This is a genomic window from Thalassospira sp. Z349TD_5, from assembly GCF_056173045.1.
This window is the reverse complement of record NZ_CM149654.1, coordinates 2,856,543-2,868,911: the sequence shown is the minus strand read 5'-3', so window position 1 is coordinate 2,868,911 and position 12,369 is coordinate 2,856,543. Positions and strand designations below refer to the sequence as shown.

General features: G+C 53.8%; 16 protein-coding genes and 4 tRNA genes. 16 read left to right on the top strand and 4 right to left on the bottom strand.

What is annotated here, in order from left to right; all coding sequences use genetic code 11:
- Positions 1–4: 4 nt before the first annotated feature.
- From AC0VXT_RS13305 to AC0VXT_RS13280, 6 genes are all read left to right on the top strand, one after another.
- Entirely contained in the window at positions 5–559 is a 555-nt protein-coding gene (locus AC0VXT_RS13305) for a helix-turn-helix domain-containing protein (protein WP_475545799.1), read from the top strand.
- A 33-nt stretch (positions 560–592) separates the two neighbouring features.
- Positions 593–1,132 carry a GNAT family N-acetyltransferase gene (locus tag AC0VXT_RS13300; protein WP_475545798.1) on the top strand — a complete coding sequence of 180 codons (540 nt, stop codon included), beginning with the start codon at positions 593–595 and terminating at the stop codon, positions 1,130–1,132.
- A 317-nt stretch (positions 1,133–1,449) separates the two neighbouring features.
- Positions 1,450–2,439, top strand: a complete 990-nt coding sequence (locus AC0VXT_RS13295) for a TRAP transporter substrate-binding protein (protein WP_101304352.1) — start codon at positions 1,450–1,452, stop codon at positions 2,437–2,439.
- Between the two features lie 227 nt (positions 2,440–2,666).
- Positions 2,667–3,158, top strand: coding sequence for a TRAP transporter small permease (locus AC0VXT_RS13290; protein ID WP_022733146.1), 492 nt, complete (start codon positions 2,667–2,669; stop codon positions 3,156–3,158).
- Positions 3,155–4,423, top strand: a complete 1,269-nt coding sequence (locus tag AC0VXT_RS13285; RefSeq protein WP_022733145.1) for a TRAP transporter large permease — start codon at positions 3,155–3,157, stop codon at positions 4,421–4,423. Before AC0VXT_RS13290 ends, AC0VXT_RS13285 begins: the two co-directional genes overlap by 4 nt.
- A gap of 17 nt (positions 4,424–4,440) precedes the next feature.
- A complete protein-coding gene (locus AC0VXT_RS13280; RefSeq protein WP_475545797.1) occupies positions 4,441–5,313 on the top strand; it encodes an isocitrate lyase/PEP mutase family protein in 873 nt (290 codons plus the stop codon).
- Positions 5,314–5,423: 110 nt separating this feature from the next.
- On the opposite strand, the gene AC0VXT_RS13275 is transcribed toward AC0VXT_RS13280, so the two are convergent.
- The 4 genes from AC0VXT_RS13275 to rlmB all read right to left on the bottom strand — a co-directional run bounded on the left by AC0VXT_RS13275 (position 5,424) and on the right by rlmB (position 7,232).
- Positions 5,424–5,660 carry a type II toxin-antitoxin system RelE/ParE family toxin gene (locus tag AC0VXT_RS13275; protein ID WP_475548586.1) on the bottom strand — a complete coding sequence of 79 codons (237 nt, stop codon included), beginning with the start codon at positions 5,658–5,660 and terminating at the stop codon, positions 5,424–5,426.
- 44 nt (positions 5,661–5,704) lie between these two features.
- Positions 5,705–5,998, bottom strand: coding sequence for a ribbon-helix-helix domain-containing protein (locus AC0VXT_RS13270; RefSeq protein ID WP_475545796.1), 294 nt, complete (start codon positions 5,996–5,998; stop codon positions 5,705–5,707).
- Positions 5,999–6,183: 185 nt separating this feature from the next.
- A tRNA-Thr gene (locus AC0VXT_RS13265) sits at positions 6,184–6,261 on the bottom strand.
- Positions 6,262–6,359: 98 nt separating this feature from the next.
- The gene (gene rlmB / locus AC0VXT_RS13260; RefSeq protein ID WP_475545795.1) at positions 6,360–7,232 is read right to left on the bottom strand and encodes a 23S rRNA (guanosine(2251)-2'-O)-methyltransferase RlmB; all 873 of its coding nucleotides are present in this window, start codon (positions 7,230–7,232) and stop codon (positions 6,360–6,362) included.
- Between the two features lie 193 nt (positions 7,233–7,425).
- Between rlmB and AC0VXT_RS13255 the strand changes: the two genes are divergently transcribed.
- The 10 genes from AC0VXT_RS13255 to rplL all read left to right on the top strand — a co-directional run bounded on the left by AC0VXT_RS13255 (position 7,426) and on the right by rplL (position 12,350).
- Positions 7,426–7,510: transfer RNA gene (locus AC0VXT_RS13255), tRNA-Tyr, on the top strand.
- Positions 7,511–7,547: 37 nt separating this feature from the next.
- A tRNA-Gly gene (locus AC0VXT_RS13250) sits at positions 7,548–7,621 on the top strand.
- A gap of 74 nt (positions 7,622–7,695) precedes the next feature.
- Positions 7,696–8,886, top strand: coding sequence for an elongation factor Tu (gene tuf, locus AC0VXT_RS13245; protein WP_114091542.1), 1,191 nt, complete (start codon positions 7,696–7,698; stop codon positions 8,884–8,886).
- 132 nt (positions 8,887–9,018) lie between these two features.
- Positions 9,019–9,094, top strand: a tRNA-Trp gene (locus AC0VXT_RS13240).
- Positions 9,095–9,146: 52 nt separating this feature from the next.
- Entirely contained in the window at positions 9,147–9,344 is a 198-nt protein-coding gene (secE, locus tag AC0VXT_RS13235) for a preprotein translocase subunit SecE (protein WP_022734396.1), read from the top strand.
- Between the two features lie 4 nt (positions 9,345–9,348).
- Complete coding sequence (nusG, locus tag AC0VXT_RS13230; RefSeq protein WP_475545794.1) at positions 9,349–9,879, top strand: transcription termination/antitermination protein NusG; 531 nt, start codon at positions 9,349–9,351, stop codon at positions 9,877–9,879.
- Positions 9,880–9,987: 108 nt separating this feature from the next.
- Positions 9,988–10,416: a 50S ribosomal protein L11 gene (rplK, locus tag AC0VXT_RS13225; protein WP_022734394.1), complete on the top strand. Its 429-nt coding sequence runs from the start codon at positions 9,988–9,990 to the stop codon at positions 10,414–10,416.
- A gap of 4 nt (positions 10,417–10,420) precedes the next feature.
- Positions 10,421–11,119 (top strand): 50S ribosomal protein L1, encoded by a 699-nt coding sequence (gene rplA / locus AC0VXT_RS13220; protein ID WP_475545793.1) that lies wholly within the window; start codon positions 10,421–10,423, stop codon positions 11,117–11,119.
- Positions 11,120–11,404: 285 nt separating this feature from the next.
- A complete protein-coding gene (rplJ, locus tag AC0VXT_RS13215; RefSeq protein ID WP_475545792.1) occupies positions 11,405–11,923 on the top strand; it encodes a 50S ribosomal protein L10 in 519 nt (172 codons plus the stop codon).
- Positions 11,924–11,978: 55 nt separating this feature from the next.
- Positions 11,979–12,350, top strand: a complete 372-nt coding sequence (gene rplL, locus AC0VXT_RS13210) for a 50S ribosomal protein L7/L12 (RefSeq protein ID WP_475545791.1) — start codon at positions 11,979–11,981, stop codon at positions 12,348–12,350.
- The last annotated feature ends 19 nt before the right edge of the window (positions 12,351–12,369 follow it).

Sequence of the window (12,369 nt, the reverse complement as noted above, 5' to 3'; positions counted from 1 at the left end):
CGATATGGACGAAATTGAAACAAGACTGGCCGAAAGATTGGCGGCATTGCGGTCTGATCGTGGGTGGTCGCTTGATGACTTGGCAAAGCGCAGTGCGGTCAGCCGTGCCAGCTTGTCACGGATTGAAAATGGCGATGTCAGCCCGACGGCCAGTGTGCTGGGTAAACTGTGCGTGGCATATGGCATGACATTGTCGCGTCTGATGCAGATGGTCGAGGATGATTTTATCCCGCTGGTTACCCATGCATCGCAGGAAGTCTGGACCGATCCGGAAACCGGATATCGTCGCCGACTGGTGTCGCCGACGTCACGATTGCTTTCGGGTGAGGTGATTGAAGGCGAAATCGATCCGGGGCAACGCATTGAATATGGCGGATCGCCGCGCGACGGGCTGGAACATCATCTGGTGATGCTTGATGGGCAGTTGTCCATGCAGATTGACGGCACAACCCACCATCTGGGGCAGGGGGATTGCCTGCGCTATCAGTTGCGCGGTGGCAACGTGTTTCAAACCCCGAAAAACGCGGGTGCGCGCTATCATCTGTTCATTATCGACTAGGTCCTGACCCTAGATCACAGAAAAGAATCCATCATGAACCCATCCTTACCTGCCCCCACGATAATCAACCTTGACGCCGATGGCCTGATCGCGCGGATCGACCCGTTTGGCGAGATGCTCCATGCCTGTGTCCATGACGGGGCCAGCATCGGCTTTATCGACCCGTTCCCGGTCGAGGAGGCGGTTGCATTTTGGCGTGACCGGATTGTTCCGGCCCTTCGTGGCGGGAAGCGGATATTGTTTGCTGCAATGGATCAGGGGCGTGTGGTGGGGACCGTGCAGCTTGATGTTGATACCATGCCAAATCAGCGCCATCGCGGCGACATCAGTAAATTGATGGTGCGACCCGATTGCCGTCGTCGCGGAATTGCCCGGTTGTTGATGATGGCGGCCGAAGATTGTGCTCAGGACATGGGGCGGTCGTTACTGACCCTTGATACCCGTACGGGTGACAGTGCGGAAACATTGTATCTGTCACTTGGATTTCAGTGCGCAGGGGTGATCCCCGATTATGCCCGTGATCCTTTTTCAGATCACCTTAGTGCAACCACGATTATGTTTAAGCGGGTTTGAATGTAGCCCCGGAGTTTTGCAACGCTTATCACGCGATTCCTGAAAGGTGTATTCAGAACGGGCGTTCTTGCATGCCAGTATTTGCCATCCAGACCGGCATGTGAGTGACAATTGTCGTGCTGCGCTGCGGCGATGTGAGGCGGGTTTGGCTATAATTTCGTTTTATCATGCGAGTTCAAGGCCTTGTGCGGCGCACTAAGGGTTTGTTGGGGGATGTCCTTAACGTGGTAAAACATGTTGAACCCTATCGCGAAATGGGCGCATCTTTTCCTTTGAGACGACAGAATTAAAATAAAAGTACTTGGAGGACGTCCATCATGAAGAAATTTGCCCTTGCCGCGGCGCTGATTGCGTCTGTTGGCTTTGCCGGTGCGGTTCAGGCCGCTGACCTGACCTTGCGCATCTCCTTGCAGTTGCCGATGAAAAGCCACCTTGGCCAGAACCTTTTGATGTTCAAACAAGAGGTCGAGGAAAAATCAAACGGCGACATCGAAGTTCAGATTTACGATTCAGCCCAGCTTTATAAAGACAAGGAAGTTCCCGCTGCTGTTGGCTCGGGTGCGATTGAAATGGGCGTTGCGTCACTGACCCGTTATGTTGGTGATGTTCCCGCAGTTGATATTTTCTATCAGCCATTTGTGTTTGATTCCGAGGAAAAGGTCCGCAAGGCCGTTGCCAAAGGATCACCGGTGCGCGGTCCGCTTGATGAGGCAATTGCCGATACCGGTGCGACCGTTTTGTGGTGGCAGGCGTACGGCGGGGCGATCATGCTGTCCAAGGATGAACCGCTGCATGGTCCGGAAGACCTTGAAGGCAAGAAAGTCCGTGTCTTTGGCAAAACGCTTGGTGATTTTGTAACGTCTGCGGGCGGTGCGCCGACGCTTGTTTCGGGCTCCGAGCAGTATATTGCCTATCAGCGTGGCACTGTTGACGTTGGGATGACCGGTGTTTCAGGCGTCAAATCCCGTCAGCTTTGGGAAGTCATGGATAATATCACCGTGACCAACCATGCCGATATCGAGTTCATTGTTGTGGTCAATACCGATTTCTGGAATGGGCTTAGCGATGAACAGCGCGACATCATCAATGCCGCAGCGATGAATGCCGAGGCAGATGTTCGCGACCGTATGAGCGACATTGAAGCCGCTGCTTACAGTGCGGCCGAAGAAGCAGGCATGACGGTTTATCGTCCGACTGACGCGGAACTTGCCAAATGGCGCGCGGTTTCCCAGCCGGTATATGATGCGTTCCTTGAAGATGCCGGTGATCTTGGCAAGCAGGTCTTTGACGCTGCTGAAAAATTCTAGGAACTGTTTTCGGAACGCCTCGATACATTCAGGGCCCCATCCGGTCGGTTTTCTGACCGGATGGGGTTCTATGATCTTAATGTCATCTCTTGCGGGGGCCACGCCACCGTTCTGCTTTGTCCCGGCACCGCGTGCGGTGGTGATTTTTTGTATTTTTCGTGATCAGGAGCAAACCGTTCTTGTGATACGGCCCCAGTGGTCCGTCATCGCAGAACGGCATTATTTAAATGATGTTTGATCGATTGATGCTTTTGCTGGCGTGGGTCGCGGCCCTTCTGTTTGTTGCAGCGGGCTGTATGCTGACCTACGAAGTCATTGCCCGGTATTTCTTTATTCGTCCCACAATCTGGGCAGCCGAGCTTTCGCAACTTTGCCTGATCTGGGGATCCTTGATGGGCATGCCCTGGGCCTTGGCTGCACGTCGCCATATTTCGGTCGATGCGATCACCCGGCTGTGCCCGCCGTTGGTTCAGCGCGGGCTTGAAGTTATTGCGATGACGGCGATCCTTGCGTTTTCCGTCATGGTGACGATCAAGGGTTGGGACATCTTTTTTGAAAGCTTTGAACGCGGGCGCACGACGGGCACGATGCTTGATCTGCCGTCGTGGGTTGCCGAACTTCCGGTGGCCATCGGATTTGCGCTTTTGGCCGTGCAGGCCGTGATTGAAATTGTCGGCCTTTTGCGGGGCAAGGAAATTCCGAAAGGGGCGCACGAATGACCATCGTCTTTACCTTGGCGGCAATGTTCGCCTTGTTGCTTATTCGTGTGCCAGTCGCCTTTGCCCTTGGCGGTCTTGGGCTTGGCATGTTGATCCTTGGCGGGTTCTCGCCCTTGATGGCGCCACAGGCGATTTTATCAACGCTGGACGGGTTTATCCTGTTGGCGGTGCCGCTGTTTTTATTGATGTCCAATACGCTGTTGCGTGCCGGGGTTGGCAATGACCTTTTTGCCGCGGTGAGTGCGTGGGTCGGCCATTGGCCCGGTGGCTTGGCGGTTGCGACCATCCTGTCCTGCGGGGTGTTTGCCGCGATTTCAGGATCATCGGTGGCAACGGCTGCAACCATTGGCACGGTTGCCATCCCAGAAATGATCAATCGCGGCTACAACAAGCGGTTTGTCTATGGCCTGCTGGCCGCAGGCGGCACGCTTGGCATCCTGATCCCGCCATCGATCCCGATGATCATTTACGGCTTTGTCACCGAAGAATCGGTAATTGCACTGTTTTTGGCCGGGATTGGGCCGGGCATTGCGCTTTTGGTGCTGTTTATCATTTTTTCGATGGTCTATGCCCGGTTGGGTGGACAGGAACGCGAACCCAAACGTGATTGGGCCGAACGCAAACGCGCAACCTTTAAGGCATTGCCGTCTGTTCTGCTTGCTGTTTTGATTATTGGCGGAATTTATTCCGGGGCCTTTACCCCGACCGAGGCGGCGGCCATCGGGTTTGCCGCCGCATTGATCATTACGGCTGCGATGCGGGTTCTGACGTGGGAAAAATTAAAACTGGCGATCTTTGACTCGATGGCCACCACGGTCGCCATCATTCTGATCATTGCCGGTGCCAAGGTGTTTGGCAAAGCCATCACGCTGTATCGCATCCCCCAAGACATCTCGGTGATGATCAGTCAGGGGATCGATACCCAGCTTGGCTTTATCCTTGTGGTGTCCGTGGTGCTTCTGATCATGGGGCTGGTGTTTGAAGCCCTGTCCATGGTGTTGATCATGACGCCGGTCTTGTTGCCTGCGGCCTTGGCCCTTGGTTTTGATCCGGTGTGGTTTGGGGTTTACATGGTGATCATGGTTGAATGTGCGCTGATTACCCCGCCGGTCGGGTTGAACCTTTATGTCATTCAGTCGGTTGCAAAAACCCGATTGGGCGAGGTGGCACGCGGGGTTTTACCGTTCTTGCTGCTGATGTTCCTGACTGCCGCGATCCTTTATGTCTGGCATGATCTTGCCTTGTATATTCCGTTTAAACTGTGATGCGTATGATAAAAATTGTGACACCTGCCGACAAACTCCGTGATCTTCTGGCGACGGGGGATCTGATTACCATGCCGTGCTGCTTTGACGCGCTTTCGGCCAAGCTGATTGAACAGGAAGGGTTTGGTTTGACGTTTATGTCAGGCTTTGCGACGTCAGCGGCCCGGATCGGGGAACCTGATCTTGGTCTAATGTCATATGGCGAAGTGCTGGATCAGGCGCGCAACATCACCGATGCGATTTCCATACCCCTGATTGGCGATGGTGACACCGGATACGGCAATGCAATGAATGTCCGCCGTACTGTGACCGGCTTTGCCAAGGCGGGCTGTGCAGCGGTGATGTTCGAAGATCAACTGGCGCCCAAACGCTGCGGTCATACCAAGGGCAAGGAAGTTGTCGGCCGGGATGAGGCGTTTGACCGCATCAAGGCCGCGGTGGATGCGCGCGAAGCGGGGGCCGATATCCTGATTCTGGCGCGCACCGATGCCCGCCATCAGCACGGCCTGACTGAGGCGATTGATCGGGCGGCGAAGTTCAAGGAACTCGGCGCGGATATCCTGTTTGTCGAAGCACCCAAATCGGTCGCGGAAATGCGCACCGTCTGTGCCGAACTGTCCGGCCCCAAGATGGCCAATATCGTTGAGGGCGGGGAGACCCCCGATCTGTCACCTGATGAGCTTAAAGACATCGGATATCAGATTGCCGCCTATCCATTGTCGCTGATGGCGGCAGCCATGAAGGCGATGGTTGAGACCTTGCAAACCATGAAGCAGGGTGTTCCACGCGATGACAAATTGATGGATTGGGCTGATTTGCGCAAACGCATCGGGTTTGATACCTATTACCAAGACTCGGAACGCTATGCGTCTTCGCGACGGGATGGCTAAGTAGTGCCTTTTCCAGATAACAGTCCCGCAAGGTTTCGCGATCTTGCGGGACTGTTATGTTTATATCGATACAAATCCATTTTCGTTGGGTGACGGACAGATTGGCGCGCCTATTTCGGATCAAACTGTGCCGTGGTATCGCGCGCACCATGCAGTACACGCAAAATGACCAACCCGGATGGTATTATGCGGTAGTAGATGGCGTAATTTCTATGGATGCAAACGCGAAGGCCAGGCGACAATTCGTCGCGTTTGGGGCCGATTTCCGGATTCTGACAAAGGGGATCAAATCGTTCACCGATCTCATGGATCAGGCGGGTTGCCGCATCATGATTGTCCTCAGCGATAAACGCCCAGATATCGGCAAGATCGTTCTGAGCCGTCTCGGTAATTAAGAGCGGGAGCGGACGTTTAATTTTTCCTGTCCTCTCTGGAGGATCGTTTCAGCATCAAAGCTGCTTACGCGATCTTCTGCGATGTCTTGGTCTCCAACGGCGATATCTGCACGCAGGGCATCAAGCTCGCTCTGTTTGAGTTTGCGTTTATGCTGCCAATCGCGCAGGGCTTCACGGATGATTTCGCTGCTCGAAGCGTAGCCGCCTTCACGCATTGCAGAGCGCATTGTATGCGCCATTTCCTGCGTCACCGTAACGGTCATGCGTTCAATCGTATTGTTTGTGCCCATGATGTATCTCCAATCATCAATCGTATGACTTTATCATACTTTTTCGGCATTCTCATTTTGAAATTGGACATTGCAGTCCGCCAAACACATTGAGTTTGGCATAGCAGTGTCATTCGTTGTCGGGCAGGCTGAAGTTTATAAAAGAAAACCCCGCAGCCAAAAGGCGTGCGGGGTGTTCTTTTTAGTGGTGCCGGCAGAGAGACTTCGAACTCCCAACCTTCGAATTACAAATCCGCTGCTCTACCAATTAAAGCTATGCCGGCTCAGGCGGCGCGAAACATAGTCCGGACCGTTCCTGAATGCAAGAGGGTGATTAGCAGAATTTTGCATCTTTGATTCACCCCCTAAATTCGCATCATTCCTACTTGCGGTAAAGCTCGTAGAGCGCAACTGCAGCCGCATTTGACACATTGAGGCTTTCGATGCGGTCAGACATCGGAAGTTTGACCAGAAAATCGCAATTCTCGCGGGTCAGGCGACGCAGGCCTTCGCCTTCTGACCCCATGACGATTCCCACCCGGCCTTTGAGGTCGGCCTCGGCCAGAGTCTTTTCGGCATAACCATCCATCCCGGCCAGCCAGAAATGTGCATTTTTAAGCTTATCAATCGTCTGATTGAGGTTGCCCGCATGGATATAGGGGATGGTTTCAAGCGCACCACTGGCCGATTTGGCCAAGACACCGGTTTCAAGCGGGGCGTGGCGGTCGGGCACGATGACGGCGGACGCGCCAAAGGCCGCCGCACTGCGCAGGATCGCACCGACGTTGTGGGGATCGGTGACCTGATCAAGCACAATGACGGTGCATTGGTCCGAATCCCGATGGTCGGCGATGAATTCTTCGATCGACAGTTGGGGCAGGGGGGCACAATGCATGGCCATGCCCTGATGAACGGTGCCGGGCGGCATCATTTCATCAAGATCGGTGCGACCGGCCGAATCTACTGGGATGTCGGTGCGTTCGGCATCGGCCAAAGCGGCATTAATTTCATCGCGGACCGTTTCGGTGGCCCAGATTTTGTGAATCGTGCGTTGCGGGTTGGCAATTGCCATCATAACCGGATGGCGCCCAAAGAGAATCAGGCGTGAATTTCCGCCTGACGGGGCGCTATCGCGGCCGCGTTTTCGTCCGCGACGCGAATTGCCTTCACGGTTTTCGTCGTTTTGCGGGAGGTTATCCTGCCCGACGTCATCTTGATGACGATTTCCTGAACGTGGTTTGTTGCGTCGCGACATAATGGCGGAAACCTCCGGGCCGTAAGGAACTGAATGCACTTTGTTTCGCTCAAGGAGCAAAGCTTGGGGAACATATAGGAAAGGAAATACGATTTCGTGTTTTTTTTGCTGTTGACAACACAGGGGCCTCCGCCGTATTCCCTCCCTCGCCGCAACGAGGCCGGGGTGACCCGGATGGCGTTACGACCCTGATGGAGGGGTGGCAGAGCGGTCAAATGCAGCGGACTGTAACTCCGCCGACTTAGTCTACGCAGGTTCGAATCCTGCCCCCTCCACCATAACTCTCGCCCTCGCGAGGGCTCGCACTAGAAATATGCGGGTGTAGCTCAATGGTAGAGCAGAAGCCTTCCAAGCTTACGACGAGGGTTCGATTCCCTTCACCCGCTCCAATTTTAGAATGTACCCGTCGGCTCGTGCGGTGGGTTTTACTTGTTTTTTGGTTCGGATATAGGATCTGAGGGCTATGGCCAAGGAAAAATTTGCGCGCACAAAACCGCACGTCAACATCGGCACCATCGGCCACGTTGACCACGGCAAAACCACGCTGACCGCAGCGATCACCAAAGTTCTCGCAGAGAGCGGCGGCGCATCGTTCCAGGATTACAGCATGATCGACAAAGCCCCGGAAGAGAAAGCTCGTGGTATCACGATCTCGACCGCGCACGTCGAATATGAAACTGCAAACCGTCACTATGCCCACGTCGATTGCCCGGGCCACGCCGATTATGTGAAAAACATGATCACCGGTGCGGCTCAGATGGACGGTGGTATTCTTGTTGTGTCGGCAGCAGACGGCCCGATGCCCCAGACCCGTGAGCATATCCTGCTTGCCCGTCAGGTTGGTGTCCCGGCACTTGTTGTCTTCATGAACAAAGTTGACCAGGTCGATGACGAAGAGCTCCTTGAGCTCGTCGAAATGGAAATCCGTGAGCTTCTGTCGTCCTACGACTTCCCGGGCGACGACATTCCGATCATCAAGGGCTCGGCTCTTGCTGGATTGGAAGGCAAGAATGACGAAATCGGCAAGAATGCTATCCTCGAACTGATGGCAGCTGTTGATGAGTACATTCCTGCTCCGGAACGTCCGAAGGATCGTCCGTTCCTGATGCCGATCGAGGACGTGTTCTCGATTTCGGGTCGTGGTACGGTTGTGACCGGTCGTGTTGAAACCGGTATCGTTAAAGTTGGCGAAGAGATTGAAATCGTCGGCGTTAAAGACACCGTTAAAACCATCGTTACCGGCGTTGAAATGTTCCGCAAGCTGCTCGATCAGGGTGAAGCTGGCGACAACATTGGCGCGTTGCTGCGTGGTACCAAACGTGAAGACGTCGAACGTGGCCAGGTTCTGGCCCACGTTGGCTCGATCACCCCGCACACCAAATTCGAAGCAGAAGCCTACATCCTGACGAAGGATGAAGGTGGCCGTCACACGCCGTTCTTCTCGAACTACCGTCCTCAGTTCTACTTCCGTACAACTGACGTCACCGGTTCGATTGAGCTGCCTGCTGGCACCGAAATGGTAATGCCGGGCGACAACGTTCAGATGACCGCAACCCTCATTGCACCGATCGCAATGGACGAAGGTCTGCGTTTCGCAATCCGTGAAGGCGGTCGTACCGTCGGCGCGGGCGTTGTTGCCAAGATCCTCGAGTAATTTTTAGGATTTTGCACGATTGAGTGCTTGATCTTGGATGTGCGGGCGGATATAAACCGCCCGCACACCCTGCCGCCCGGGCAGGGATGAGCCAGAAAGAAGATAAGCTTTTCAACTTTCTGTCGATCTTGTAGGAGTGTAGCTCAGTTGGTAGAGCATCGGTCTCCAAAACCGAGTGCCGGGGGTTCGAGTCCCTCCTCTCCTGCCAATTTTTTTCCGGGTCGTGAAACAAAGTATTAGAAAGCGGTGTAACCCCAACAATGGCAAAAACGTCGCCAGCACAATTCGTACAGCAGGTCCGCACCGAGGCAAAAAAGGTCTCGTGGCCGTCCCGTAAGGAAACGACCGTTTCAACCATTATGGTTTTCGTGATGGTTGCTCTTGCGTCTGTTTTCTTCTTTGTTGTCGATCAGCTCCTCGCATGGGGTGTTAAGCTGGTCTTTGGTGTTGGGGGTTAAGCTTATGGCGCATCGCTGGTACGTGCTTCACGTTCATTCGGGTTTTGAGAAAAAAGTCGCTGAGTCAATCCGCGAGCAGTCCATCAAGAAAGGTCTTGAAGGCGAGATTCTCGAGGTTCTGGTTCCGACTGAAGAGATTGTTGAGATGCGTCGCGGCGCAAAGGTCAATTCCGAGCGGAAGTTTTTCCCGGGGTATGTCCTGCTGAAGATGGATCTCACTGACGAAAGCTGGCATCTGGTCAAAAATACCGCCAAGGTCACCGATTTCCTCGGTAGCCGTGGCAAGCCGATGCCGATTTCCGAAAAGGAAGCTCAAACCATCCTGCATCAAGTTCAGGAAGGTGTTGATCGTCCGAAGCCAACCATCTCGTTCGAGGTTGGCGAGGAAGTCCGTGTTTCCGACGGTCCGTTTGCATCGTTTAACGGTATCGTCGAAGGAGTTGATGAAGAACGTTCACGCCTTAAGGTGTCTGTTTCGATCTTCGGTCGTTCAACTCCGGTCGAGCTGGAATATGCCCAGGTCGAGAAGCTCTAAGAAAAAACGATCTTGTAAATTGAAGTCGCTGCTTGTATACGCAGGCAGCTTTTAAAGCGCGGGAGGTCAGCCATGACCGTACCGCGCGCTTCTGTAAGAGGTACTCTAATGGCGAAAAAAATCGACGGCTATCTTAAGCTGCAGATTCCCGCCGGCAAAGCCAATCCGTCACCGCCTGTCGGTCCGGCTCTTGGTCAGCGCGGCGTGAATATCATGGAATTCTGCAAGGCGTTCAACGCAGCGACCCAGCAGATGGAACCAGGGATGCCGATTCCGGTCGTCATCACCGTTTATTCCGACCGTTCATTCAGCTTTGTCACCAAAACCCCACCGGCATCCTACTTCCTGAAAAAGGCAGCAGGCATTGCCAAAGGTTCCGGGACCACCGGTAAAGGTTTTGTTGGTAAAGTGACCAAAGCACAGGTCAAAGAAATCGCAGAAGCCAAAATGGTTGACCTCAACGCATTTGACGTTGATGGCGCGATGGCAATGATCGAGGGCTCTGCCCGTGCGATGGGTCTTGAGGTTGTGGAGTAAGACGATGGCCAAGACTGGTAAACGCCTTGCCCAGGCCTATGAGGGCATCGACCGTAACACCCAGTACGAGCTGGCAACTGCTGTCAAACTCGTCAAAGAAGGTGCAAAAGCAAAATTCGATGAAACCATCGAAATTGCCATGAACCTTGGTGTTGATCCGCGTCACGCTGACCAGATGGTCCGTGGTGTTGTTTCGCTTCCGCATGGTACCGGTAAAACCATGCGCGTCGCCGTCTTCGCAAAAGACGCCAAAGCAGAAGAAGCCCTTAAAGCTGGTGCAGACACTGTTGGCGCAGAAGACCTGATGGAAGCAATGCAGAAAGGCGATCTGAACTATGATCGCGTTATTGCAACCCCGGACATGATGGCTGTTGTCGGTCGTCTCGGTAAGGTACTTGGCCCGCGCGGCCTGATGCCGAACCCGAAACTCGGCACTGTTACCATGGATGTTGCGACCGCCGTTTCCGATGCAAAAGCTGGCCAGGTTCAGTTCCGTGCAGAGAAAACCGGTATCGTACATGCAGGTATCGGCAAGGCTTCGTTCAGCGAAGAACAGATCCTTGAGAATGCAAAAGCATTCTTTGGTGCGATTGTTAAAGCGAAACCGGCTGGCGCAAAAGGTATCTACCTTCAGCGTGCGGCGATCAGCTCCACCATGGGTGCTGGCGTCAAATTGTCGATCCCTGACATCGCGTCTAAATAAGAAATTTTCGAATTCTGACCGATCCCAAGGGGTCGGTCAGGACCGGAGAGGGTGGTTATAGCCCTCTCTACCTGTCTGTCCCAGACTGCAGGTGAGTGACATTCGTTGCTCTTAATCTCCTGCATAGGCAGAGGTTCCGGTTCTTAGTTTTCCCCGTATGGGGCATCACAAAAGGCTTGGACATCTGGCAAACGGACGGGCGTCACAGACCGGTTCGAAAGGACTGGTCGCGTCTGTGAACCTCCTTGTGGGGTTCAGGGCAAAAAGCAACGTCGGAGACTAAAAGTGAACCGCGATGAAAAACAACAGTTCGTAGCAGAAATGCGCGAAGTGTTCGAAGCTGCGGAAGGTCTGGTCGTTACCCAGTATAAAGGGTTGACGGTCGCAGAAATTACCGCTCTTCGTGCACAGATGCGTGAATCTGGTGCGGGCTTCAAGGTCACCAAAAACCGGCTTACGCGACTTGCTCTGGAAGGCACCAAATTTTCTGGTCTTGCAGATTACTTCACCGGCCCGACCGCGATTGGCTATTCAGCCGATCCGGCCGCAGTCGCAAAAGTAGCTGCGAAGTTCGCAAAATCCAATGACAAGCTTGTTCTTGTTGCTGGTGCTATCGGCGAACAGGTTCTGAACGAACAGGGCATCAAAGCTCTGGCAGAACTGCCGTCGCTGGACGAACTCCGTGCGAAAATGGTTGGCATGATCCAGACCCCGGCACAGCGTATCGCTACGCTGACTTCCAAGCCGGCTGGACAGATCGCCCAGGTGCTGAAGGCATACGCCGACAAAGGCGAAGCCGCGTAAACCAATTATCCAAGATATCTGATGATATCCAAGTTCAAGCCTAGGAGTTATACACATGGCCGATCTTAAGGCACTCGTTGAAGAGCTTTCCAAGCTCACCGTTATCGAAGCTGCAGAACTTTCCAAAATGCTCGAAGAAGAGTGGGGCGTTTCTGCTGCTGCTCCGGTTGCTGTTGCTGCTGCTGGCGGCGCTGCTGCTGAAGCCGCTGAAGAACAGACCGAATTTGACGTCGTTCTGACTGCTGCTGGTGACAAGAAAATCAACGTCATCAAAGAAGTCCGCGCAATCACCGGTCTTGGCCTCAAAGAAGCCAAAGAACTCGTTGAAGGTGCTCCGAAAGCCGTCAAAGAAGGCGCTTCGAAGGACGAAGCTGAAGAAATCAAGAAGAAGCTTGAAGAAGCTGGCGCTTCCGTCGAACTTAAATAATCGACGGCTTCTTGCCAAG

Bases quoted from the DNA above. Each gene is read 5' to 3' on its own strand.
- AC0VXT_RS13305 (WP_475545799.1), top strand. From the start codon at position 5: ATGGACGAAATTGAAACAAGACTGGCCGAAAGATTGGCGGCATTGCGG.
- AC0VXT_RS13300 (WP_475545798.1), top strand. From the start codon at position 593: ATGAACCCATCCTTACCTGCCCCCACGATAATCAACCTTGACGCCGAT.
- AC0VXT_RS13295 (WP_101304352.1), top strand. From the start codon at position 1,450: ATGAAGAAATTTGCCCTTGCCGCGGCGCTGATTGCGTCTGTTGGCTTT.
- AC0VXT_RS13290 (WP_022733146.1), top strand. From the start codon at position 2,667: ATGATGTTTGATCGATTGATGCTTTTGCTGGCGTGGGTCGCGGCCCTT.
- AC0VXT_RS13285 (WP_022733145.1), top strand. From the start codon at position 3,155: ATGACCATCGTCTTTACCTTGGCGGCAATGTTCGCCTTGTTGCTTATT.
- AC0VXT_RS13270 (WP_475545796.1), bottom strand. From the start codon at position 5,998: ATGGGCACAAACAATACGATTGAACGCATGACCGTTACGGTGACGCAG.
- rlmB (WP_475545795.1), bottom strand. From the start codon at position 7,232: ATGTCGCGACGCAACAAACCACGTTCAGGAAATCGTCATCAAGATGAC.
- tuf (WP_114091542.1), top strand. From the start codon at position 7,696: ATGGCCAAGGAAAAATTTGCGCGCACAAAACCGCACGTCAACATCGGC.
- secE (WP_022734396.1), top strand. From the start codon at position 9,147: ATGGCAAAAACGTCGCCAGCACAATTCGTACAGCAGGTCCGCACCGAG.
- nusG (WP_475545794.1), top strand. From the start codon at position 9,349: ATGGCGCATCGCTGGTACGTGCTTCACGTTCATTCGGGTTTTGAGAAA.
- rplK (WP_022734394.1), top strand. From the start codon at position 9,988: ATGGCGAAAAAAATCGACGGCTATCTTAAGCTGCAGATTCCCGCCGGC.
- rplA (WP_475545793.1), top strand. From the start codon at position 10,421: ATGGCCAAGACTGGTAAACGCCTTGCCCAGGCCTATGAGGGCATCGAC.
- rplL (WP_475545791.1), top strand. From the start codon at position 11,979: ATGGCCGATCTTAAGGCACTCGTTGAAGAGCTTTCCAAGCTCACCGTT.